We start from the raw sequence: 22185 nt of genomic DNA on the forward strand, positions 1-22185 counted from the left end.
CTATGAACCGTCAGCGAGTCACTTTTCATACACTGGGATGTAAACTCAACTTTGCCGAAACCAGTACCATTGGCCGCCAGTTCACCGACCGGGGTTTTACCGAGGTACCGAACGAAGAACCAGCCGATGTCATTGTGATCAATACCTGTTCGGTGACGGACCGGGCCGATCAGAAAGCCCGGCAGCTGATCAGGCATTTTCAGAAAACCTCTCCCGATGCCTTTACCATTGTCACCGGATGCTACGCCCAGCTCGACCCCGATTCCATTGCCGGAATCAGCGGTGTTGATCTGGTTCTGGGCTCAAACGAAAAATTTCACCTGTTCGATTTCATTCAATCCTTCGAAAGAACCGGTGCCTCACGGGTCATCACCTCCCCCATCGAAGACGTTCATGAATACGGAGGCGCCTACTCGCTCGAGGTGGGAAACCGCACACGCGTTTTTCTGAAAGTTCAGGATGGATGTGATTACGTCTGTACCTATTGTACCATTCCGCTTGCTCGTGGAACCAGCCGGAATCCATCTGTCGGCGACATCATCAGCCAGGCACAAAGTATATCAGCCAGCGGTGCAAAGGAAATTGTTCTCAGCGGAGTGAACGTGGGCGATTTTGGCAGGAAAACCGGAGAAACCTTTCTGGACCTGCTTAAACGACTCGAGCAGGAATCGGGAATCGACCGGATCCGTATTTCATCCATCGAACCCAACCTGCTGACCGATGACATCATACGTTTCGTGGCCGGAAGCAATCGTTTCTGCAGGCATTTTCATGTTCCGCTTCAGTCGGGCAGTGATACCATTCTGAAGCGGATGAAGCGTCGCTATCTGACGGAAGACTACCGAAACCGGATTGAAACCATTCATTCAGAAATGCCAGATGCAGGAATCGGAGCCGATGTGATTGTCGGTTTTCCGGGGGAAACGGATGCATTGTTTGCAGAAACCGCCACTTTTATTGCCGGTCTGCCGCTTTCTTACCTCCACGTCTTCACGTATTCGGAACGATCCAACACCCCGGCTGCAACGATGACTGATCAGGTGCCTGCCGGAATCCGGAAAAAACGCAATGCCACATTACGGATCGTCTCCCGGCAGAAAGAACATGACTTCCTGTCAACCGCCATCGGAACCGTCCAATCCGTTCTGATCGAGGGTGACCACCGGGATGGATATTACTTCGGTTATACGGGAAATTACATGCGGGTGGGAGTTGAGGTGCCGTCGTCGGCAGAGAATACGATTATAAACGTCAGGATTACAGGTTTTCTGAATGACCAGGAACTGGTGGGAACGGTCCTCTGATCCTTACTGTCTTGCCAGCCAGACTTCCGGATTCTGGTGGTCTTTTCCATACCAGACCTCGAAGTGAAGCGAAGGTCCCCTGCTTGAATTCAGCCCGCCGCTCGACCCGATAACTGCACCAGCGGTCACTTTCTGTCCTTCCTGAACCGTGACTGACTCCAACTGCCCGTACACCGTCAGGTATGAATTGTTGTGGCGGATAATGATCACATTTCCGAAGCCGGGAATGTAATCCATTTTGGCAACCAGACCATCGGCAATGGTATGTACCGGTGTTCCTACCGGGACTGCAATATCGATTCCATTGCTGATTTTGGTGGTCTTCAGCGTCTTGTCATAAATTTTCCCATAGCTGGTGATAATCACTCCATTTGATACCGGCCATGAAAACTTACCTTTATTGAGATGAAAAGTCGGGTTAATCGCCGAGTAATCAACACGCTCTGCTGTGAAGTCTTTCGATTTCCTGAATGAGTCGACGCCCTTTTCTGCCTCCTTGGCCCGCCGGATTTCTTCCTCTTCAATCAGCCGTGCAATGAGATTCTGAATTTTTTCTTCCTCCTGCCGCTGTTTATTCAGTGAGTCATTGAATTTTTTAATATTCTTCCGGGCCTGCTTAACGGCCGTATCGAGACGTGCCTTTTTCTTTTTCAGACTCCCTTCCTCGGCTTTTTTCTGTTTAAACAACAGATTCTGCTCATCCAATTGGGCCTGAAGACGAAGCCGCTGTGCCCGCGTTTGCTTTTTCCTGACCTCAAAGTCTTCAAGATCGCGCACCCGCTGTTCGGCAAAAAACCGGATGTACATCAGTCGCCGGATTCCCTGGTTCACCGATTGGGACGAAAAGAGCCATTCCAGCTCATAATCGGTTCCCTGTTTGTAAACGCGGGTCACATAACGGGCATAATGGGCTTTCAGATCGGCAATGGCCTTCTCGGTTTCAATCAGATCCTGCCGTGTCTCTTCAATGTCGCGCTTCAACCGATTGAGTTCATCGGCCATGGTTTTTACCAGCGCATGAGTCAGGATCAGTTGCCGCTCATACTGGTTGATCTGCTGAAGTGAGTTCTTTTCGGCGGTCTGGGTGGAAGAAATTTTATCCTCCAGATCCTTGATCTGTTTTCGGATCGATTCGAGCTTCTGTGCCGAGCGTTTTACATCCTGCGGAAAAGCTGCCAGCGGGAACAGCAGCAAAAACAGGAATAGTAACCGTCTGCTCACAATCGTATCCGTTCCATGGCGGGTGGAATGGTCACCGGCAGGTTGGTCACATCGGAGGGTTCAAGTGAGTTAAAATACAGGGACACTTTTTCCTGACTTCCAGGCCTGAAAAGCTGGATCTGATGAGCCATTTGCCCTGCTTCCACGGTCTTGTATCGTTGCAACATAATATCCAGGATGGTATTTCCGCGCCGGTCCGACCTGAGAATCCGGGTTGGTTTTTTCAAATTTGTATTCACCCAGATCTTTTCACTGCCTCCAGAACTTCTGAACAGATAGATCAGATCATCCTCTTCCCTGATCACGTTCACCAATCTGGAGTCCGGAGAAAGGACAAGACGGCCCAGAAAAAGCGTCTGGATATCGGCGTAACCAAACGGAAAGGTGAGTAATTGCTGAAGCTCATCCGATTCATACGTGGTCGAGACAAACTGATTGGTCAGACGGTTCGAAATAAACAGGCTATCGGTGGTCAGCCACAGATTGATGAGACCATAACCGAATCCGGTATTGACCTCAACCTTAAGGGTGTCGTTCCCGTTGAACCGGACCTTGCAGGTCAGTCGTTGACCCTTTTCCTGTGTTTCGATGGTAAGTGATCCTTGTCCCAGAAAAGGCCCTGGGTTTTGCTGTTCCAGAATGGTGGTCAGTAACTCTGTATCAGAAACCATCGGACCATTGCTTTCCCGGATGGTTCTGGAAACCTGACAGGAAGTCCCGAGGATCAGGCACGTTACCCAAACCAAGACCCTTGTCATTGCTTGGCACCTGCCCCGGCCAGTTTGTCTTTGATTCCTTTTAAGGACGGATCCTTTTCGAAAGCTTTTTTCCACCAGAGAACTGCATTCTCACGGTTACCCATGGCCATGTAGACATCGCCAAGATGTTCATATACCACCGCGCTCGCGTCTCCGGTTTCGATCGACTTTTTTATGTAATATTCTGCCGTCTGAAAGTCCTTCAGCTGGTAACAGATCCATCCGTAGGTATCAAGAAAGGCGGCATTTTCAGGTTCTGCCTTCAGTGAAGCCTCAGACATTCGTTTGGCTTCATCCAGCCGGATTCCCCTTTCAGATAGTGAATAAGCAAAATTATTAAGAACGGTTGCATTATTCGGATCGAGAACCAATACTTTCCCGAACAATGAATCGGACAGTGCGAACAACCCTTTCCGCTCATAAGCCGAAGCCAGAATCACCATGGGATCGGGGAGATACGGATTGATTTCGGAAGCCTTCGACAGAAAACGGATGGCCGAAGAATCGGCATTCAGCTGAAAGTCTGCAAATCCCCTGAAATAATTCAATTGGAAATCCTGCGGATGTTTCTCGAGTCCCTTTCCCGACCAGAGTGATGCTTCCTGGTACTTCTGCTGCTGAAGGAATGCAACCGCAAGGTTTTGCCATCCCTGGACCAGAGATGGGTTTAGTTTCACCACCTTCTCGAACCGTTCCGCGGCCTCCCCGAAAGAATCAGATCCCATCAGATGAACCGCCATGAACCAGAGCGGCCGCCAGTCTGCCGGCCGTTGCTTTTCGAGCTGCCCAAACATAAAGACCGAAAACCGGGCCGTAGTGGAATCCGATTTACCGGCCTCAACAAAGATCTGTCCCGCTGCAATCAATTCGTCATCGGTAATTTCCGACGTATTAAACAGACGGTTCAGATAAACGGCACTGGCCGAGTCCTTTCCGGCACGGTAATACAATTCACTGACGGCCAGTAAGGTGGCCACATCCTGCGGATCCGCCTCTAGCAACGGAAGCAATGACTGAACCGCAGAATCGGGTTGTCCTGCTTTCAGGTATTCCCGGGAAAGAATCCGTCTGACAGCCGTGTTATCGGGATCCTCCACAGCCATTCCATTCAGAATATTAATTACCTGCTGTCGTTCATTCCGCGCATCCAGAATCATTAATTGCTGCATTCTGACATTAAAATCCTCACCGAACCTTTCAATGTACTGTTCGAAGGTTTTTAAAGCAGGTCCGATCTGCCGGCTCATCTGATACATCATGGCCAGACGATACAGGAAGTCGGGCTGATCAGGACTGGTCCGTACCAGGACTTCATATTCCCGGGCGGCTTCCCGGTAGAGGGTATTTTCGAAATACAGACGTGCCAGCAAAGCCCGGTAATCGGTATTGACCGAATCCAACTTCACAGACACGACTGCATGCTGGAGGGCGAGTGCCTGCTGCCCGGAACTCTGATATAAACGGGCCAGATTGTAATAAGTGGTGGCGGCCCGCACGGTCGTAGAATCGTAGATGAGAGACAACCTGAATTGGTCGATCGCTTTGGCCGGGTCACCCAGAGATTCTGCTGTGACTCCTTCCACAAAGGCATCCAATGCCTTTTCTTTGCTGACCACCTGTGGCTGACTTGGTTTTGCTGTTGGTTCAAACATCGAACAGGCCTGAAGGCTGGCCATGACGGTCACTGCAGCAAAAATCTGTTTAATGCGGAAGGTAGTCGCGGTGGTTATAATAAATTTCATGGCGGATACAGGCACGGTCAATTCCATGTTTGAGTAAAAGAGATTCCAGATTGGCAATCATCCTTCCGTCACCGCTCAGAAAAATCTGCCGGTTCTCCTGCCGGCTGAGTCCGGGAAGGATGGTTTCATACTGATCAAACGGTATGATGGGGATTTCAAACCGTTCAGAAATCACTGTCAGGTCATTCATCAGACCATCTGCCGCAGACCAGAAAAGTTGCATGGGTGGTGAGCCCGGATGTTTGGCCAGACTGATGGCAAAACTGATACCCGAATCGAAAGCCACGCAGGATACAGGCTGATTGTCTTCAGAAAACAGTTTCTGCTTTCCTGTTGCACCCGACATTCTGAGAATGGTTCCCTGTCTGCTTTCGCACAACCGGTTATTCATCCACCCACCGGTACGCCTGATCAGAACGGTGAATCCTTGCTTCCCGGCTGCAATGGGGGTAAAGCACTTACGCACAACCCGTCCCTGATCTTCACCGTCAAACATCAGATACTGCCCGGGAAGCCAGAATGGTGATGACACCCATTGAGATTTCAGACTGAGACTAACAAAATGTGTTCCCAAAGGCTGGTTATCGACAACCTCGACCGGATGTGCAAACCGTGTGACAGGGAATGGCCTCAACGGTCAGGGCCGGGTTTCCAGCCATTTCATCAGAATTCCGATATGACGTGACACTTTGAAGTCACCACCAAAGGCTTCCTCATGCTCGGCCCTGAATTCCTTTGCGTGGTTTTCCAGATAATCATCCAGTGATTCTTTATCATTAAAAAGATAAAGGACCCTGAAACGGGCATATTCCGGTGTCTCCTGCTCATCCGACTTAATCAGCATGGCATCCGAGACATTCGCCACGCGACAGATGGATGGCATGTGGTGGTCGGTCATCCAGGTCACCCAATCCAGTTCTCTGGTTTTTCTGACATCAACAACCACTTCATAGGTAATTTTCATGTTTCTTCCGGAATTTGTTGCAGGACTGTCCTAAATATCAGGAATTTATCCACCAATAAAAATCACCTGCCTAAGAAGGCTTCCGAACCGGACCGGCATTCAGTTGTTGCTCCAGATTGGCAGGATCGGTAACCGGAAGGTCGCACTGCATACCACTGCAACGCCACGCCGTCACGGTTGAACGGTCAGCTACCCTGTCTCTGAATAATGGATGAGTCGGATCCCAGTCACCCCATAACCACAGTGTCTGAGGTTCAAATCTCTTCCGGATCAGCGATTTCCATGAATCTCCGATAGTCCCCGACAAAACCACTTCCTGACCTGGATGAAACGCCATCCAGGCCGCACAGGCCTGCCAGCCCGCTGCCGATAATGACTGTACAATGCGCTGGTGCTGGTGACGGAGAATTTTTCGGGCCAGATCCCCCCATTCGGGAATGACGAATAACCGGTCAAGCACCACAAGCCCCCAGGTGAGCGAAGAGTTGCCGGCCGGTTCTGCATTGTCATATCCATCCTGGTGCCGGATGATCAGGGTTTCTTCACCTGAAGCCCCCATCCAGAATCCTGTCTGATCCTCCTTCAGGAACGCCTTCAGAGCCACGGTCATCAATTCACGGGCCCGGTCCGCCCATCGCTGGTCACCACTATACATGGCCAAGTCAGTAAAGGCCAGTATCAAATGTCCATAATCATCGGCAAAACCAGGAATTTTTCTTTTTCCGTCCTTCCATGACCGGTACAACACCGCCTTATTCTGATCATACATCTGATCCCACAACCACTGTCCTGCACGCTGAGAGGCCTGCATGGCCCCGGGAACCTGAAGGTGAAAACCGGCATGAACGAGTCCGTGAATGAGAAGGGCATTCCAGGCAGTCAGTATTTTTTCGTCCCTGGCAGGAGGAATCCTCTGTTTTCGATGATTCAGAAGGACTTCGCGGAGATTACTCAGTTTCTCAATCAACGCTTCCGGCGACAGGCCTGCCCTGGCGGCATGAAACGCAAGGGGCCGGGTCAATCTGAGCACATTGGTGTGTTCCCAGTTTCCATGTTCTGTTACATCATAGACCGATCGGAAAAGCACCGCATCTTCAGGCGGCAATGCCAGATCGATTTCAGCCTGTGTCCACGTGTAGAATTTTCCTTCTTCTCCTTCACTGTCGGCATCAAAGCTGGAATAGAAAGGGCCATCCGGGTGAGTCAGGTCTTTCAGAATCCAAAGGGTGGTTTCCCTTGCCACCTGATGATATCCATTGTCCTGAAACCGGATGGCTGCCTCTGAGTAAACCCGCAGAAGCAGCCCATTGTCATAGGCCATTTTTTCGAAATGCGGCACATGCCATTCTGCATCGACCGAGTACCGGGAAAACCCTCCCGATAAATGGTCGTAAATTCCACCTGCAGCCATCTTATCGAGGGTCAGGCGAATGGCTTTCTGAACCTGTTCATCCGGATGGGCGTGGTCATAGCGAAGCATAAACTGCAGAAGCATGGCAGGAGGAAACTTGGGTGCGCCCCCAAATCCGCCATGGACAGGATCGAGCCTGTTTAATTCCTGACGGATGGCCCCTGCCCAGTCCTCATCAGAGAAGGATCCTTCAGGAAGCGCGCCAGACAGAACGTCTTCAAGGGATCGGGTGAGTGCAACCGCCGAGGCACGCAATTCTGCCTGCCGGTCCTTCCAGGCGGCCGCAACCGAGTACAGGACCCGGTTGAAAGACGGAAGGCCATGCCGGTCCGCCGGAGGAAAATAGGTGCCACCATAAAAGGGATGTCCGTCCGGAAAAAGGAACACACTCATCGGCCAGCCTCCACGACCCGTCATCATCTGAACGGCCGTCATGTACAGCGAATCCAGATCAGGTCGTTCTTCACGGTCAACCTTGATACTGACAAAATGAGTATTCAGCAAGTTGGCGGTTTCGGGGTTTTCAAAGCTTTCGTGTTCCATCACATGGCACCAATGACAGGCCGAATAGCCGATGGAAAGGAAAATGGGTTTATTCTCGGATTGCGCCTTTTCAAGCGCTTCAGGGCCCCAGGGGTACCAATCGACCGGATTCATTGCATGCTGCAGCAGATACGGACTGGTTTCCTGAATCAGGCGGTTTGGTTTCGTATGTGTCATCATTTCCTCCCGGGCTTTTAACCGAACCGGACTGGTGAAAATTCCTTTTCAGGGCCTCTGTTCAAAGAGACTGTCACGGTTATTGGAAAAAAAATAAATTTTTTTGTATTTTTGCCCGTTATTTAAACTTGGAGGCCTTAGAATAAGTATGAAAGCTCTCTTCCGTTCCACTGCCGTTCTCGGTCTGGTTGCCGCTCTGGTCACCATTGCTGGTGCCCAGGATCTGAAAAAACAATGGGAAGTGGCTAAGCCCACTTTAGAAAACCTCGGCCTGCCCACCGATGCCATGCCAACCAAATCGCTTGCACTTGCCGATTCTGTTGATGACGATACCTTCCGCGAATTAAAGGCCACTTTTGAAGAAGATGCCTCCATTCAGGCTTTGATTCTGGTTGAATCCAAGGCAACCTGGGTCATGGAAAGAAAGAAAAATCTGTGGGCACCTGCCATTTGGTTTGGCGCCATTGCCGGCCCCCTTGTCGGCCTGGGCGTGGCCCTTGATCAGCCCGGCGCAACCGTGGGTGGTCTGGTTGCCGGTACGGCTGCTGCCGCTGTGAGTTATTTCTATTTCAGTGATTCAAAGGAAATCAGGGATTTCAGCAACACCTACTCCGGTAAGGCTGCTGTATTCATTATCCGCTGAGACTCAGGATTTTTGCAGGAGAACCGGGTTGGTCGGAAAACCAGCCCGGTAATCATCTTCCAAACGCAATCCTGCCAGACGGGGAATAAAATCGAGCGACTGGATAGAATGAACCGGATGCCACTTCAGGTCCCGGATTATCTGCTGATGACCCGGCAATTCGGGATCAGTACCCAACCGCATCTGCTGTCCCCCGCCATCAAGTCTGACTTCGAAGTAAAATTCAACTGCGTGAACCTTTTCATAGATAAATTCATTCAGGTACAGAAGGCGACCGGCTTTAACCAACAAACCGGTTTCTTCATGGAATTCACGGCAAACTGCACGGTGGAGAGGCTCTCCGAATGCCACCCCTCCCCCTGGCGGAAGCCAATGAAACCGGTCCTGATCAAACATACTTTGCTGCTGAACCAACAGGAGATGGTCATTCACAAACAGCAATCCGCCGACTCTGGGCCTTATATACCCTTCATACCGGCTTAACTCTTCATGTTTTCGTTTAACTTTTTCTGTCATTTATGAATAATAACAACCATCACCAAGATATGATTTCCTATTCCGAAGCCAAATCCATCATCCTCGGAACAGGCAAAACCATCGAAACCATTTATATTCCCATTAAAAAGGCCTTGGGTCAGATCATCTCTCAGGACATCGTTGCCAGCGAAAACCTGCCCCCTTTTAACAATGCCGCCATGGATGGATATGCGGTTAAGATTAAAAACATCCTGCAGGCCACACCAGATAAGCCGGTTCTGATCGATACGCTCGATGATATACCGGCCGGAAAATTACCAACCACCCGGCTTCGGACCGGAACCACCGTAAAAGTAATGACGGGTGCACCTGTTCCCGAAGGAACCGATGCAGTGGTGCCCCTCGAGGCAACTGAACCCACGTATGGCAACCGGATCAAAATCTTCAATACGGTGGAAGAACTGTCTAACATCCGGTTTGTCGGTGAGGATATCCAAAAGGGTGAAGTGATCCTTCCGGCAGGAACTGAAATCACCTTTGGAAACATTTCACTTCTCGCCGCCCTTGGTTTTATTGAAATCCCGGTATACCGCCGTCCAAAAATCGGGATTCTGGCCAGCGGAGATGAACTGATTCCCATTGATAAACCGCTCACGCCCGGCAAAATCAGAAATTCAAATACATATATGCTAATGGCACTGGCCCAGGCCTGTGGTATGGATGTCATCAATCTGGGCGTGGCCAAAGATTCCATTTCCGATATCACCAACCGGATTCAGAAGGGTGAAGAGGCCGATGTGATTGTCTGCACCGGTGGAGCCAGCATCGGTGACCGTGATTTCATTAAAAAAGCCTTCCACGAACTCAATGTGGATGTAAAAATTACGGCCGTCAAGCAAAAACCCGGCAAGCCGATGGTCTTCGGAACCTGGCATGGCCGACCCATTTTCGGTTTGCCCGGAAATCCGGTTTCCACCTATGTCAGCTTTATCGAATATGTCGTTCCCCTGCTGAAACGTCTGCTTGCCTATCCGCAAACCGATTACTTCTATTACCCGGCTGTTCTCGAAGAACCGATTCAGAAAAACCCCGGAATGACCCATTTCCTTCGCGGAATTGCCACCCGGGAACATGATGGATCCTATTCGGTTAAAACTACCGGCAAACAAAGCAGTGGTCTGATGACTTCCATCGCACGGGCCAACTGTATCATTCACATCAATGAGGATACCGGCACGGTTCCACAAGGTTCAACAGTGAAAATTCATCTGCTGAACCTGATGCAGCCCTGATACGTTCATGCGAACACCCAACCATCTGGGGAAACCAGCGGACCTGACTGCTTACCGGTCCCTGTTTCCTCACACGGGAGACCAGGTTTATCTGAACCACGCAGCAGTCTCTCCACTGTCTGTCCGGGTGACAACAGCCATTCAGGATCACCTGACTCAGCGATCAACGGGAGATATCGACGTCTATCCAGGCTTCTCCCGTTTTATTCTTTCTCTCAAGGACAAAATCGGACGGTTCATCGGCGCAACAGCCGCAGATATAGCTCTGACTTCCAATACCAGCGATGGTCTGAATATCCTCGCCAATGCACTCAAGTGGAAAAGAGGCGACCGGATCATCATGTATGAACGTGATTTTCCCTCGGTAACCCAAACGTTTTCCCGTTTTATCCGCGAAGGAGTGGTAATCGATCTCATCCGTGACAGAAGCGGACGTTTCGATGCCGATGATATCCGCCGGCTGATCAGACCCGAGACCCAATTGGTTTGCATCAGTCAGGTTCAGTTTCTGACGGGACTCCGCCTTCAGATCGAAGAAATCGGGGCCCTTTGTCACGAAAAAGGAATTCTGTTTGCGGTGGATGGATCCCAGTCGGCCGGTGCCGTTACCCTCGATGTTAAAAAAATGAAAATCGATTTTCTGGCAGTCGGTGCCCAGAAATGGATGATGGGACCCATGGGAACCGGATTTGTTTTCGCTTCTGAAGAATTGCGGACCATGCTCAATCAGGCCTACGTGGGCTGGTTATCTGTGGAAAATCCATGGGATCTGTTCAATCTGAATCAACGCCTCGCCCGCGATGCACGGCGGTACGAAACCGGTACTCTCAATGCCATCGGATTGGTGGGGCTTGGTGCAGCCATCGATCTGCTTTCCGAAATCGGAATTCATAAAATTGAGTCTCAGGTCGTTGGCCTGGCCACCTATACCAGTGACCGGCTGTTGTCCCTGGGTTACCGGACGGCTCTGAACTACCGCGACGATCTCCATTCCGGAATTGTCAGTTTCATTGTTCAGGATCCCGGCACGCTCTCTGACCAGTTGAAGACTGAAAAGATCACCATATCTGCCCGGGAAAAATATCTGAGAGTTTCCCCCCATTTTTATAACACCCGCGACGACATTGACCGGATGCTTGATGCCCTTAAAAAGGCCGATGCCCGGCTCAAGTATACAAAAAGTCAGGCAGCCCTGTCGCAAATCGGCGGAAATCGCGGATAAGCCTTCTAACGATTTCCCAATGCAGGTTTCTGGTCGCTGATTTCTGGATTTTTTATCTTTGCAGTTTAATCTATTACAGGAAAATGAAATGGGAAAATTAGTTCTGATCCGTCATGGTGAATCAATCTGGAATCTGGAAAACCGTTTTACCGGTTGGATAGATGTGGATTTAACTCCCAAAGGCATCAATGAAGCAAAAGATTCCGGTCGGAAAATCAAGGATATCAAGTTTGATATCGCCTATACCTCGGTTTTGAAGCGTGCCATCGATACCCTGCAATATGCCTTGGAAGAAGCTGGACAGACCCATCTGAATGTAATTCGTGATCAGGCGTTAAACGAAAGACACTACGGCGATCTTCAAGGAAAAAACAAGGCTGAAACAGCCAAAGAATTCGGCGAAGAACAGGTTCACATCTGGCGCCGGTCCTACGATATCGCTCCTCCCAACGGAGAAAGCCTGAAGGACACCGCGGCCCGTGCAATTCCCTACTTTAAATCAGAAATCCTGCCAAAAGTGGTTGCCGGAAAAAATGTGGTGGTTTCCGCCCATGGAAACAGTCTCCGGGCCATCGTGATGGATCTGGATGCCCTGACCCGGGAACAGGTTCTTGAACTGAACATCCCGAATGGAGTTCCGATTGTTTACGATTTCGATTCAACAGGAAAAATCCTGAAAAAAGTCATTCTCTGATTCATTCCCTTCTGATCAGTCAGCCGATTCAACCGGCTGACTGACTTTTCTCCCTCCTTCCGGAATTTTTTCGCCCGCCCGTTGTTTCCTATTTTCAGAAAAATGACTGCCCTATGATTATTAAAACCAATCCCGATGAATACCAATCCTGGCTGGGAGATACCAGCGGACTCAGACCCGGTCAGCTTGATGGCGTCTGGTTTCCCGAAACAATCGAAGAAGTCTCGCGATTTCTTTCCGAATGCCACCAGTCCCGTTCACCGGTCACCATCTCGGGAAACGGTACAGGAACCACCGGGGGCAGAGTACCATTCAAGGGCCGTCTGCTTGCGACTGACCGCCTGAACCAGATTGGTCCGATTAAAGTGACCTCCTCTGATGAGGCCTTCATCCGGGTCGAAGCAGGTATCCCGCTCAGGACCGTACAGGATACAGTTCTTGCTGCAGGCTGGCTGTACCCTCCCGATCCGACTGAAAGAAATGCTTTTATAGGAGGAACCATCAGCACCAATGCGAGCGGTGCCCGGTCATTCCGGTTCGGAAGTACCCGCCGTTGGGTAGAATCCATTGAACTGATTCTCCCCGATGGATTCCCGCTGACCATCCGGCGCGGTGAACACCTGGCAAAAAACGGTGTCTTTTCCTTTTCATCAGGTGGCAGATCCTTTCAATTCAGCATTCCTCATTACAGCATGCCGGATATTAAACACGCCGCTGGCTATTATGTTCAGCAGGATATGGATCTGATTGACCTGTTTATCGGATCAGAGGGAACTTTGGGAATTATCACTGCTGCCACCCTCCGGCTGATACGGAAGCCAGAAAAATTCTTCAGCGCCATTCTGTTTTTTGACGAGGAAAACCATCTGCTATCCTTTGTCGATGAGGCCAGACATCTGTCCTTTGCCTCAGATTGGGAAGCCGGGAAACCAGCGGCCACCAGCCTCGAATTCTTCGATCACCAATCCCTGCGTTTCCTTCGTGATAAATATCCGCAAACACCCGCCAATGCGGCCGGTGCCGTCTATTTTGAACAGGAGTGCAATCAGGGGAATGAAGATGAATTACTGGCATGGTGGTTCGATCTGGCCTCTCAGCACCAGGCCATGCTGGATCTGTCATGGTTTGCCCAGACCCCAAAGGAAGATGATTTTTTCAAGGAATACCGGCATGCCCTTCCTGCCCTGATCAACGAATTTCTCAACCGGAATAGAGTTAAAAAAATCAGCAGCGATATCGCGGTACCCGAGGAGTCCTTCCGCAACATGATGAAAACCTATCATCATCATCTGGATAACAGCCCTTTCCGTTGGGTGATTTTTGGCCACATCGGAGACTGTCACCTTCACATGAACATTCTTCCCCATTCTGCAGAAGAACATGACCGGGGTAAGGTGATCTACCGGGAGTTTATCAACGCCGCACTTGCAATGGGAGGCACGATTTCGGCCGAACACGGCGTTGGAAAACTGAAGGTGGACTACCTGCTTGATATGTATGGTGAAGACGGCCTCAGGCAAATGGCAGCCGTCAAGAGGTTTTTTGATCCCCATCTGATTCTGGGGCAAGGCACTCTGATTCCGGAACGTCTGCTGATCAGCTGAGCCATACCCCTGCTGCAAACAGCAGGATAATAACCAGAACCATCAGAAAGACCATCAGCGGAAAACCGACCGAAAAGAGAAGCAGTCTGAGTCCGGTCAGTCCGGTCAGAACCTCCAGACCGTGACGCAGGGCAGTCAGGGCCAGGATCAGGCCCAGTGCCAGAAACAAATAGTCAAATACGGATGTCAGCCAGTCAAAGACAGAGTCTTCAAAAACCACACCCCTCCTGTTCAACACCCTGAAAAGCCAGGCAAGCAGCAAACAATACACCCAGGGAACCGACATACCTGCCATCGATTTTGCGACCTGACTGACCTTCAGCGTCCCCGAATTGACCGATAGCCCTGCAAAAAGGGACATCAGCAACAGAAAATGGACCACCAGCCAGATCGCTACTGACACATATACTGCCTTCAGAACCGGCATTGCAAAGGCCCAGTTTACCGATGGCATTTGCAAAAAGGGATTAGTCACGGCATAGAGGGTGGTCAGCAACAGGCTGAACATCAGGGGAATCCATGACTTCCACGATGATGCAGACCGGTTAAACAATCCGATGGTTTCCTTTGGAGCTGAGAGATAATCAACCCAAACAGAAAGCGGATCTTTTTCCTGCAACGAAAAGAAACGGTGGCCGCAGATCGGACAGGCGGGCACCCGCTCATAAAAGCGCGTGTTACAGTCGGGACAAAGGAAAAAGGGGGTTCCCATTCAGATAAGTGCGTTTAGTCGTTTGGCCAACTCAAAATCAAGTTCTGTGAGCCCGCCGGTTTCGTGTGTATTCAGCCGGATCGTGAGCCGGTTATAGACCCAATGGATATCGGGGTGGTGTTGCATCTCCTCTGCAGGGACTGTCAGTTTGTTGACAAACTCTACGGCATGAGGAAAATCTTTAAAAAGGAATGTTCGTTCAATGAAGGATCCGCCAGACTTCCATCCGGGAAGTCCGGCCAAACGATCTTCTATTTCCGCAGCAGTCAGTTTGATCCGTTTCATGCATTATCCGAGTTTAAAAATGTCCTTGTGTTTGGCGATGGTCACCGGTCCGAGGCCCTCTCTGCCGAGGGATTCCTGCAGAGCTTGCTGGGCTGTCGGTTCGCCATGGACCAGAAATATCTGACGGATGGATGGTGCATCAAACGCCTTCATCCAGTTAATAATTTCCCATTCATCGGCATGAGCCGAAAAGGCGAGCATTTTTTTAACCTGGCAGTTTATCGCAAAGGTATCACCCAGCATGTTCACCTGCTTATGTCCATCCAGAATCTTACGCCCCAGGGTGTTCTCTCCCTGGTACCCGACAAACAAAATGACATTGTCCCGGTAGGCAGCGTGGTTTGCAATGTGGTGGACTATCCGTCCGCCTTCACACATTCCTGAAGCAGAGATAATCACCGCTGCTCCTTCAAGTCCGTTCAATTCCTTACTTTCATCCACTGTACGGGTAAAAGTAACCCCGGGAGGCGACAGTGGATTGAGGTTCAATTTAAGTTGCTGCATGGTTTCTTCATCAAAGCACTCCAGATGCTTCGAAAATATGGCCGTCGCCTCAATGGCCATGGGGGAATCGAGATAAACGGGTATCTGCGGTATTCTGCCCTTCGTCAGCAGGGTGTTCAGCACATACAATATTTCCTGTGTCCTTCCGACACTGAAAGCCGGTATCAGAATCTTGGACCGCCGGTTAATCGCAGTACGGATCAGTTCGCTCAGTTCATCCTCCACCGAGGACAGATCATCGTGAAATCTCCCCCCATACGTGGACTCGGTGATGATGTAGTGAGCAGAATCCAACCGTTCCGGATCGCGCAAAATGGGAAGATGATCCCTTCCGAGATCCCCGGTAAACACAAGGAACCTGGACTCACCATTCGAAGCCTGCCATGTCAGCCGGGTGATGGCAGAACCAAGTATATGCCCTGCATCAAAAAATCGGAAGGTGAGGGATGAATCCAGTTTTTTCTCAAAGTGGTACGGGACCGGTTCAATCTGTCTGATGGTTTGCTCCACATCAGCCAGTGAGTACAAGGGCTCGAGAGGCTCCTGTCCCCGGCTCACCTTTCGTTTGTTAATGTATTCGATATCACGCAGCATCAGGTGAGCAGAGTCCTTCAGAAGGATCGGAAGCAGATCTGCCGTGGCGGGGGTGCAATAGACCGGCCCTCTGAATCCATTCTTCACCAGAGAGGGCAGGTTCCCACTGTGATCCAGGTGAGCATGGGAAAGAATTACCCCTGAAACCTGAACCGGATCAATGGGAAACTGCCGGTTTCGTGCCTCGGCATCCTGACGGCGTCCCTGATACAATCCGCAATCAAGGAAAAAATGTAATCCCTCTTCACTGATCACATGGTGAAGAGAACCGGTGACCGTTTCGGTTGCACCCCAGAATTGAAGTTTTAACGCCATATTATTCCAATAAGTTGTGGATAATTACAAAATTTCATATTTTATTAAATCAATCGCATCACCAGCCATCCGGAATCATGTCAGAAAAAAACGTTTCAGGGCCTGAGAATACCGAAATGAACATCGAGGGGATAACGAGGTCCGTTATCGGCCTTGATATGCTTGAACGGTACACGGGTTCGGCCTCTTCCGAAATTCAGGACTATATCCTCCTGACCAACTTCTCCCGCTATATTAACGAATTTCAGACCTATTTCCCTTCCTCAAAATTACATCAGGGATCCGGGTTTACCTGCGTGAATGCCCCCGATGCAGGGTTGTCCATTGTAGATTACAAGATTGGCTCTCCCACAGCTGCCCTGGTGATGGATCTTCTCTCTTACCGGAAACCAAAGGCTGTTCTGATGCTGGGATTGTGCGGGGGGTTAAACCGGAAATTAAAAGTAGGTGATTTTGTCCTTCCGATGGCCGCCATCCGGGATGACGGGACCAGTGTACACTATCTACCTCCACGTGTTCCTGCACTGCCAACCTTTAACATTCAGAAAATCACCTCACAGATTCTCGACGAGAATAACCTGCTTTTTAAGACGGGTGTGATCCACACCACCGATTACCGGTTTTGGGAATTCGACGAAGTCTTTATCAATAAACTGAAGGAAGAACGAGCCATTGCCATTGATATGGAATGTGCCACACTGTTTATTGTTGGATTTGCCCGAAAAGTATCTATCGGCGCACTGATGCTGGTATCTGACCTCCCGTTAACACGTGAGGGAATTAAAACAAAGTCCTCATCCAGCCAGGTTTTTAATGAGTTTACCCGACTGCACCTTAAAACCGGTATTGAGACTCTGCAGCGTATACAGGAATTAAAATACAATCTGGATTTGCGGCATTATGAATGGTAGTTCCCCCATCATCGCCCAAACCGCCGTCCTGCTGAAACGGCGCGATGAACAGGATGTTCTGAACCGGGTAATTGATCTCCGGGAAGAATATGCTCAGCTTCAACAGGTCACCTCTCTGAGTGACCTTGAATCCGTTCTTCCCGAACTGGCCACCAGGCAACAATCCCTGAACCTGGTCAGTCTGGCCTTTGACTGGGCCAGTGTTTACGGACACTCATCCTTCCAGAGTTGGTCCTCTGCTCTGAACGAATATTGCACCTCCCAACGGAAACTCGGCATTTTTTATCATCATCTGGCTGATCATCAGCTCAGACACCGGGCCTACCGTGAAGCAATCCGTCTGTTCGAACAAACCCTTCTGTATGAAGCCAACATCCAGACACGAAATGATATTTTTGTAAAAATTGCCTTTTCCTTATACCGCCTGGGATCTCTTCAGGGGTTACATTACATCTCGATCATTAAAACCAACCAAAAGCACCTGATGGGCCAGATCGCCCTGATCAATGGCCTGATTCACTGGGAAATTCTGAAAAAGATCGGGAAATCCTTCCAGTTTTTTAATCAGGCTTTTACCTCGCTGGATCATGATCCATTCCTGCAGACGATTGCAGCTTCCTACCTGATTGAACTTGGAAAAATACTGGGTGATGAATCGGGGAGCGCCACTTTCAGGAAAGTGGTTGAGCGGAACGGAAACCTGTTAAATGAAATAAGAATTGAGCCTTTACACGCTCAATCCGCGCAACCAGAGATGGCCTTTGTTCCCGCTGACAGTGAACAGGAGCGTCTGTTTTCAACGTTGGGTGAAATCCCCCTTCACGAACTGGAAAGAAAGTATATTCAGTTTATCCTGAACCGTGCCGACTCTCTGGAACAAGCCTGTCAGGTCCTTGAAATCGACAGGAAGACCCTGTATAACAAACGGAAAGCCTGGAAACTGGTCTAACGAAGTAACCATTTCCTCAGCAGATCAGCAGGATGCAAGGTCCGGTTTGTCTCCTGAACGTTCCGGATCCGGTCCTCTACCCAATGCACCAGAACTGCATCGGTGTCAACACTGCTCTCCATATTCTCCAGATTAATCGCAAATCCCCGGAAATTTTTCATCCGTCTCCACGAGAAGGATCCTCTGATCAGCCCCGCAATCACCAGGGCAGCCTGTGCCGGATCGGACCAGCGGGAAGGGTTGAACCAGTAAACACTGGTGGATTCCTTCTCTGTCGGGTCTGGGAGTTCATGATTGATCCCAAACGGAAAATGAGTCAGATACCGCAGACCATGATACTGTCGGGATGACATCCTGAACAGGGCCGGAAAATCGCAAGGTAACTTCTCCCAGTTAACCAGATGCTGTGGGTGAATCACTTTCCACTCCAGAACCGGCACAGGATGAATCTGCTCATCCCCGCAAACGTCACAGGTTTCTCTGATAACTGCATCCGACCGGGATTGAATGATCCACCAGGTTGAAGTGGTCCAATCTATTAAAACAGACTGACGGCTGATGGAAATCGCTTCGGTATTCAGCAGCGGGTTCAGCGAGGATTGCCACTCTCCTGACGGCCAATTCACACCGATGGCTAACTGATCGTGAAGCTGCCCATCCCTTGCAAAAAGCCGGGTTTCCGCAACCATACAATCATCCTGGCGCTCAGCCACCGCATTGGGTTGACCGAGAAACCGTTCCAATACCGTGTAAATGGTAAAAATTGAGCTATAGATCGGAAGAGAAAGAATCGGGATGCTTCCACACCGGATCTGAAAGTGGGTCCCGGATGGAAAACTCAGAAAAAACGGATTTTCTTCCGATCGGGTCTCTGTCAGTCCCCATAAACGGCGAACCGTTTCTGTCAAACCAGACCGATACCTGGAAAAATCCAGTGAGCCCTCAGTCGGGGAATGAAGAGAGCAGCAAACCGGACGCGAAATGATGGTTGTTTGCAATAGTTTCCGGTATTTATCGGTTAATTCAGGAGTCGGGACATCTCGCCCCTGCTTACTAATTGGTCCGTTGTAACAAGACCAAAACCGTGATCAATGAGGTAAGGGTCGAGGTCGTGATGGTCACCCACCCTTTCCAATCGATCGGGTCTTCCTGTTCTTTGACAGGAACCACAATGGTGGAACCTGCGATAATCTCTGGCTGATAAATCCAATATTTTGACGGAGTAAAAATACGGCCGTTTGGCAAAATAACATAGGTTTTCCGCAAATCGCCGAATTCTTTCAGTCCACCAGCCTCACTGAGATAGTAATTGACCGATGACCCGGGATTATACAGGACACTGGTTTGTACGGCCACTTCCCCACGGATTCTGACGGTATTATCCCGCTCCGGGACGGTGATCACATCGCCCGGTACCAAAATCACATTGTCTTCAGACTGCGGATCCAAAATGGCATTTTCAAAATTAATGGCAACAAAGCCAATCTTATCCTTCTCCCTGAATAGCCTTCCCGCAGACAGGTAGGCAGTGGATTTAAGCCCGCCCGCCCGCCGGATAACCGAATAGAGCGTCTCGTCCTTATCTGTAAGGGAGTAACTTCCCGGAAACTTGACCTCTCCCTCAATCTTAACGGTGCGCTGCCGCTCAAAAAACGGATTCTTCCGTATATACACCTGGTCCATCGGTTTCAAAGGGAAAGTCAGTGCCTGGTTAAACCGATTTAGGTCACCAGGATTGTTGATCTGACTGATGTAGGCAATTTTCCTGTCGGTTGCTGTACTGTCTTTCGGGTCCACCCGGCTGACTTCTATTGTCCCTGTCCATGCCTCATCCTGAAAACCATTGGCGAGAAAAACAGCATCACCCACCGTCATGGATTCGTGAAAGGGAAGTTTGCCCGGTGAGTTCACATAACCAACCACATCAATTGTAAACCGAGGGGTAACCTGCCAGATGGATTTAAGGATCAGGGTACTGTTATCCGAAAGGATCTTGTTTTCAGAAGGATCTCCTGCAAGTGCTTTTTCCGGGTGGAATACTTCCATCCGGAAGGATGAATCTGGTTCAACAATCCGTATCTGACCCCGTTCCATGTAGGTCCATGGGTTCAGCCCACCCACTGCCTCAATGGCATCGCGGACGGTCATTCCGGGTTTATATTCAACTTTTCCGGGTTGACGGACGGCACCAGTCAGTTCAATGGTTCCGAACTGACGTTTTTGGGTTACCGGAATATAGACTTCGTCGCCAGCCTGTAAAGCCACCGGTTCAAGCGGATTTCTTGCATCTGCCGATAAAATCCGGCGACCTTCCCCATTGATTAACCGGTTTATCTGTACGTTACCAAGCCACGCATCGGGTGTGGCACCACCGGCAAAGGCTAACAGGTCAAGCAGGGATTCACCTGGTTTCAGATCATAAATTCCAGGCCGGTTCACTGATCCGGTGACAATAAGGGGCCGACTTTCCCCTTTAACCATCACAATGTAGTTATGATCAAGCCTGTCATCCCCTTTAACCGGTAATCCCAGCAGATTACTGTATAGATCGACTTCACCGACTTCCCCATCCGGGCGGATAATGGCGACCTGCCTCAAATCTGCTGATGGAGTGACACCGCCAGCAGCATAAACAGCCGTCAGGACCGAGGCAATTGCTGTCAGTTTATATGCACCCGGACGGTTAACGAACCCACCCACAAATACCCGGATGCTTCTAACCTTACTCAGGGTAACCGAAAAACGGGATTCTCCCGAACGGATTCCTGCATAACTTTTCGATAACCGTTCGGAGAGTACGGATTCCGCTTTTTTTAAGGTTAAGCCGGAAACGGCCACCAGCCCAACAGTGGGAATCTGTATCATTCCGCGGCGGTCCACTTCGGCCTCCAGGTAAAACTCACTTTGTCCCCAGACGGAAAGCTGAAGCTTATCTCCCGTTCCGATAACATAATTATCAGGAACCGGACCATATTCGTTCGGATCGAAGGATGATGGGACCGAGGAAAGAAGATCCACTCCGAATTTCTTCAATTCCATTTGTGATTGCCCGGAGTGAGGGGGGGCGGCCTGAGCCGGTTGATTAACAAATACTGGTTCCTGAGAAGTCCCCGGAACGGTCATCACTTCAGACCCGGGTTTGATTTGGGAAGAACCAGGTTCCTCGTTCCGATCCTTCTTTACCTGATTAATGGCAGCTTCGATCTGAGAGTCCGAGTAACCTGCCGCTTTGGCCTGTTGTTTTAACTGTTCAACATTGACACCCTGCCCGTATACAAGGTTCGCCATCATCAGGAAGAGTGAGGTAAAAACAAAGCACTTCATTTGTCGGTAAACCAGGGTTTTAATTTCTGATAAGTTCGGATCATCTCTTCAGGTATCACTTTTATATCGGCAAAAACAGGCATAAAGTTCGTATCTCCCTGCCACCGTGGAACAATATGAAAATGCAGGTGATCATCGATTCCGGCTCCGGCAGCCTTGCCAAGGTTCACACCGATATTAAATCCCTGTGCCTTCAGCCCGGCTGCCAATGCCGCCTGGCACCTGGAAAGCAGCGAAATAGCTTCTGCAGATGCAGCCGAGCTCAGATCTTCAAGGCGGGTGGTATGCTGGTAGGGGATCACCATCAGGTGCCCCGAGTTGTACGGGTACAGATTCATGATAATAAAATGATCGGTACCCCGGAACAGGATCAGGTTTTCTGAATCCTTGTCCATCTTGGGATAGTCACAAAAGATACAGCCGGTGTTACCGGCTGTATCTTTAAATGAATCAATGTAGGCAGATCTCCAGGGAGACCACAATCGGTTCACGTCTTGTTTCCAATTACTATTGGTTAAAAATAGACCGTAAACCGGTGA

Annotated in this window: 21 protein-coding genes; 8 read left to right on the forward strand and 13 right to left on the reverse strand. The window is 49.9% G+C overall.

Going from position 1 to position 22185, the window contains the following annotated elements:
- The first annotated feature begins 2 nt into the window (after positions 1-2).
- Positions 3-1304 carry a tRNA (N(6)-L-threonylcarbamoyladenosine(37)-C(2))-methylthiotransferase MtaB gene (gene mtaB, locus HUU10_10325; GenBank protein ID NUQ81995.1) on the forward strand — a complete coding sequence of 434 codons (1302 nt, stop codon included), beginning with the start codon at positions 3-5 and terminating at the stop codon, positions 1302-1304.
- Positions 1305-1307: 3 nt separating this feature from the next.
- Here mtaB and HUU10_10330 read toward each other — a convergent pair whose 3' ends face one another.
- The 6 genes from HUU10_10330 to HUU10_10355 form a co-directional block, all read right to left on the reverse strand.
- On the reverse strand, positions 1308-2525 hold the full coding sequence (locus HUU10_10330) for a peptidoglycan DD-metalloendopeptidase family protein (GenBank protein ID NUQ81996.1): 1218 nt from the start codon (positions 2523-2525) through the stop codon (positions 1308-1310).
- The gene (locus tag HUU10_10335) at positions 2522-3283 is read right to left on the reverse strand and encodes a DUF4292 domain-containing protein (GenBank protein NUQ81997.1); all 762 of its coding nucleotides are present in this window, start codon (positions 3281-3283) and stop codon (positions 2522-2524) included. Before HUU10_10335 ends, HUU10_10330 begins: the two co-directional genes overlap by 4 nt.
- Positions 3280-5025: a tetratricopeptide repeat protein gene (locus tag HUU10_10340; protein NUQ81998.1), complete on the reverse strand. Its 1746-nt coding sequence runs from the start codon at positions 5023-5025 to the stop codon at positions 3280-3282. Before HUU10_10340 ends, HUU10_10335 begins: the two co-directional genes overlap by 4 nt.
- Positions 4985-5659 (reverse strand): hypothetical protein, encoded by a 675-nt coding sequence (locus HUU10_10345; protein ID NUQ81999.1) that lies wholly within the window; start codon positions 5657-5659, stop codon positions 4985-4987. Before HUU10_10345 ends, HUU10_10340 begins: the two co-directional genes overlap by 41 nt.
- Before the next feature lie 3 nt (positions 5660-5662).
- Positions 5663-5989, reverse strand: a complete 327-nt coding sequence (locus tag HUU10_10350) for a DUF4286 family protein (protein ID NUQ82000.1) — start codon at positions 5987-5989, stop codon at positions 5663-5665.
- Positions 5990-6059: 70 nt separating this feature from the next.
- Positions 6060-8120: a thioredoxin domain-containing protein gene (locus tag HUU10_10355; GenBank protein ID NUQ82001.1), complete on the reverse strand. Its 2061-nt coding sequence runs from the start codon at positions 8118-8120 to the stop codon at positions 6060-6062.
- Positions 8121-8268: 148 nt separating this feature from the next.
- Between HUU10_10355 and HUU10_10360 the strand changes: the two genes are divergently transcribed.
- Positions 8269-8763, forward strand: a complete 495-nt coding sequence (locus HUU10_10360; protein NUQ82002.1) for a hypothetical protein — start codon at positions 8269-8271, stop codon at positions 8761-8763.
- A 3-nt stretch (positions 8764-8766) separates the two neighbouring features.
- On the opposite strand, the gene HUU10_10365 is transcribed toward HUU10_10360, so the two are convergent.
- Positions 8767-9279 (reverse strand): NUDIX domain-containing protein, encoded by a 513-nt coding sequence (locus tag HUU10_10365; GenBank protein NUQ82003.1) that lies wholly within the window; start codon positions 9277-9279, stop codon positions 8767-8769.
- Between the two features lie 29 nt (positions 9280-9308).
- Here HUU10_10365 and HUU10_10370 point away from each other — a divergent pair, with 29 nt between their 5' ends.
- The 4 genes from HUU10_10370 to HUU10_10385 all read left to right on the forward strand — a co-directional run bounded on the left by HUU10_10370 (position 9309) and on the right by HUU10_10385 (position 14052).
- Positions 9309-10532 carry a molybdopterin molybdotransferase MoeA gene (locus tag HUU10_10370; protein NUQ82004.1) on the forward strand — a complete coding sequence of 408 codons (1224 nt, stop codon included), beginning with the start codon at positions 9309-9311 and terminating at the stop codon, positions 10530-10532.
- 7 nt (positions 10533-10539) lie between these two features.
- A complete protein-coding gene (locus tag HUU10_10375) occupies positions 10540-11754 on the forward strand; it encodes an aminotransferase class V-fold PLP-dependent enzyme (GenBank protein ID NUQ82005.1) in 1215 nt (404 codons plus the stop codon).
- Positions 11755-11842: 88 nt separating this feature from the next.
- Positions 11843-12448: a 2,3-bisphosphoglycerate-dependent phosphoglycerate mutase gene (locus HUU10_10380; GenBank protein NUQ82006.1), complete on the forward strand. Its 606-nt coding sequence runs from the start codon at positions 11843-11845 to the stop codon at positions 12446-12448.
- 113 nt (positions 12449-12561) lie between these two features.
- Positions 12562-14052: an FAD-binding oxidoreductase gene (locus tag HUU10_10385; GenBank protein ID NUQ82007.1), complete on the forward strand. Its 1491-nt coding sequence runs from the start codon at positions 12562-12564 to the stop codon at positions 14050-14052.
- Here HUU10_10385 and HUU10_10390 read toward each other — a convergent pair.
- From HUU10_10390 to HUU10_10400, 3 genes are read right to left on the reverse strand one after another with little or no spacing between them, the layout of a single operon-like run.
- Complete coding sequence (locus HUU10_10390) at positions 14045-14764, reverse strand: hypothetical protein (GenBank protein ID NUQ82008.1); 720 nt, start codon at positions 14762-14764, stop codon at positions 14045-14047. The genes HUU10_10385 and HUU10_10390 overlap by 8 nt on opposite strands.
- Complete coding sequence (locus HUU10_10395) at positions 14765-15049, reverse strand: 4a-hydroxytetrahydrobiopterin dehydratase (GenBank protein ID NUQ82009.1); 285 nt, start codon at positions 15047-15049, stop codon at positions 14765-14767.
- Between the two features lie 3 nt (positions 15050-15052).
- Positions 15053-16462: an MBL fold metallo-hydrolase gene (locus HUU10_10400; protein NUQ82010.1), complete on the reverse strand. Its 1410-nt coding sequence runs from the start codon at positions 16460-16462 to the stop codon at positions 15053-15055.
- A gap of 116 nt (positions 16463-16578) precedes the next feature.
- Here HUU10_10400 and HUU10_10405 point away from each other — a divergent pair, with 116 nt between their 5' ends.
- Together HUU10_10405 and HUU10_10410 are read left to right on the forward strand one after the other, a co-directional pair.
- Positions 16579-17373: an AMP nucleosidase gene (locus HUU10_10405; protein ID NUQ82011.1), complete on the forward strand. Its 795-nt coding sequence runs from the start codon at positions 16579-16581 to the stop codon at positions 17371-17373.
- Positions 17363-18322, forward strand: coding sequence for a hypothetical protein (locus HUU10_10410; protein ID NUQ82012.1), 960 nt, complete (start codon positions 17363-17365; stop codon positions 18320-18322). Before HUU10_10405 ends, HUU10_10410 begins: the two co-directional genes overlap by 11 nt.
- Here the strand turns inward: HUU10_10410 and HUU10_10415 are convergent.
- The 3 genes from HUU10_10415 to HUU10_10425 form a co-directional block, all read right to left on the reverse strand.
- Entirely contained in the window at positions 18319-19230 is a 912-nt protein-coding gene (locus HUU10_10415) for a hypothetical protein (protein ID NUQ82013.1), read from the reverse strand. The genes HUU10_10410 and HUU10_10415 overlap by 4 nt on opposite strands.
- A gap of 145 nt (positions 19231-19375) precedes the next feature.
- Entirely contained in the window at positions 19376-21646 is a 2271-nt protein-coding gene (locus HUU10_10420; GenBank protein ID NUQ82014.1) for an SLBB domain-containing protein, read from the reverse strand.
- The gene (locus HUU10_10425; GenBank protein ID NUQ82015.1) at positions 21643-22137 is read right to left on the reverse strand and encodes an HIT domain-containing protein; all 495 of its coding nucleotides are present in this window, start codon (positions 22135-22137) and stop codon (positions 21643-21645) included. The genes HUU10_10420 and HUU10_10425 overlap by 4 nt, the downstream gene beginning before the upstream one ends.
- Positions 22138-22185: the final 48 nt, after the last annotated feature.

The sequence above is a fragment of the Bacteroidota bacterium genome (assembly GCA_013360915.1).
Classification (GTDB): Bacteria; Bacteroidota; JABWAT01; order JABWAT01; family JABWAT01; genus JABWAT01.

What these genes read in the sequence shown, in the direction of transcription:
- mtaB (NUQ81995.1), top strand. Translation starts at nt 3, where the DNA reads ATGAACCGTCAGCGAGTCACTTTTCATACACTGGGATGTAAACTCAAC.
- HUU10_10335 (NUQ81997.1), bottom strand. Translation starts at nt 3,283, where the DNA reads ATGACAAGGGTCTTGGTTTGGGTAACGTGCCTGATCCTCGGGACTTCC.
- HUU10_10340 (NUQ81998.1), bottom strand. Translation starts at nt 5,025, where the DNA reads ATGAAATTTATTATAACCACCGCGACTACCTTCCGCATTAAACAGATT.
- HUU10_10350 (NUQ82000.1), bottom strand. Translation starts at nt 5,989, where the DNA reads ATGAAAATTACCTATGAAGTGGTTGTTGATGTCAGAAAAACCAGAGAA.
- HUU10_10355 (NUQ82001.1), bottom strand. Translation starts at nt 8,120, where the DNA reads ATGACACATACGAAACCAAACCGCCTGATTCAGGAAACCAGTCCGTAT.
- HUU10_10360 (NUQ82002.1), top strand. Translation starts at nt 8,269, where the DNA reads ATGAAAGCTCTCTTCCGTTCCACTGCCGTTCTCGGTCTGGTTGCCGCT.
- HUU10_10365 (NUQ82003.1), bottom strand. Translation starts at nt 9,279, where the DNA reads ATGACAGAAAAAGTTAAACGAAAACATGAAGAGTTAAGCCGGTATGAA.
- HUU10_10370 (NUQ82004.1), top strand. Translation starts at nt 9,309, where the DNA reads ATGATTTCCTATTCCGAAGCCAAATCCATCATCCTCGGAACAGGCAAA.
- HUU10_10375 (NUQ82005.1), top strand. Translation starts at nt 10,540, where the DNA reads ATGCGAACACCCAACCATCTGGGGAAACCAGCGGACCTGACTGCTTAC.
- HUU10_10380 (NUQ82006.1), top strand. Translation starts at nt 11,843, where the DNA reads ATGGGAAAATTAGTTCTGATCCGTCATGGTGAATCAATCTGGAATCTG.
- HUU10_10385 (NUQ82007.1), top strand. Translation starts at nt 12,562, where the DNA reads ATGATTATTAAAACCAATCCCGATGAATACCAATCCTGGCTGGGAGAT.
- HUU10_10390 (NUQ82008.1), bottom strand. Translation starts at nt 14,764, where the DNA reads ATGGGAACCCCCTTTTTCCTTTGTCCCGACTGTAACACGCGCTTTTAT.
- HUU10_10395 (NUQ82009.1), bottom strand. Translation starts at nt 15,049, where the DNA reads ATGAAACGGATCAAACTGACTGCTGCGGAAATAGAAGATCGTTTGGCC.
- HUU10_10400 (NUQ82010.1), bottom strand. Translation starts at nt 16,462, where the DNA reads ATGGCGTTAAAACTTCAATTCTGGGGTGCAACCGAAACGGTCACCGGT.
- HUU10_10405 (NUQ82011.1), top strand. Translation starts at nt 16,579, where the DNA reads ATGAACATCGAGGGGATAACGAGGTCCGTTATCGGCCTTGATATGCTT.
- HUU10_10410 (NUQ82012.1), top strand. Translation starts at nt 17,363, where the DNA reads ATGAATGGTAGTTCCCCCATCATCGCCCAAACCGCCGTCCTGCTGAAA.
- HUU10_10420 (NUQ82014.1), bottom strand. Translation starts at nt 21,646, where the DNA reads ATGAAGTGCTTTGTTTTTACCTCACTCTTCCTGATGATGGCGAACCTT.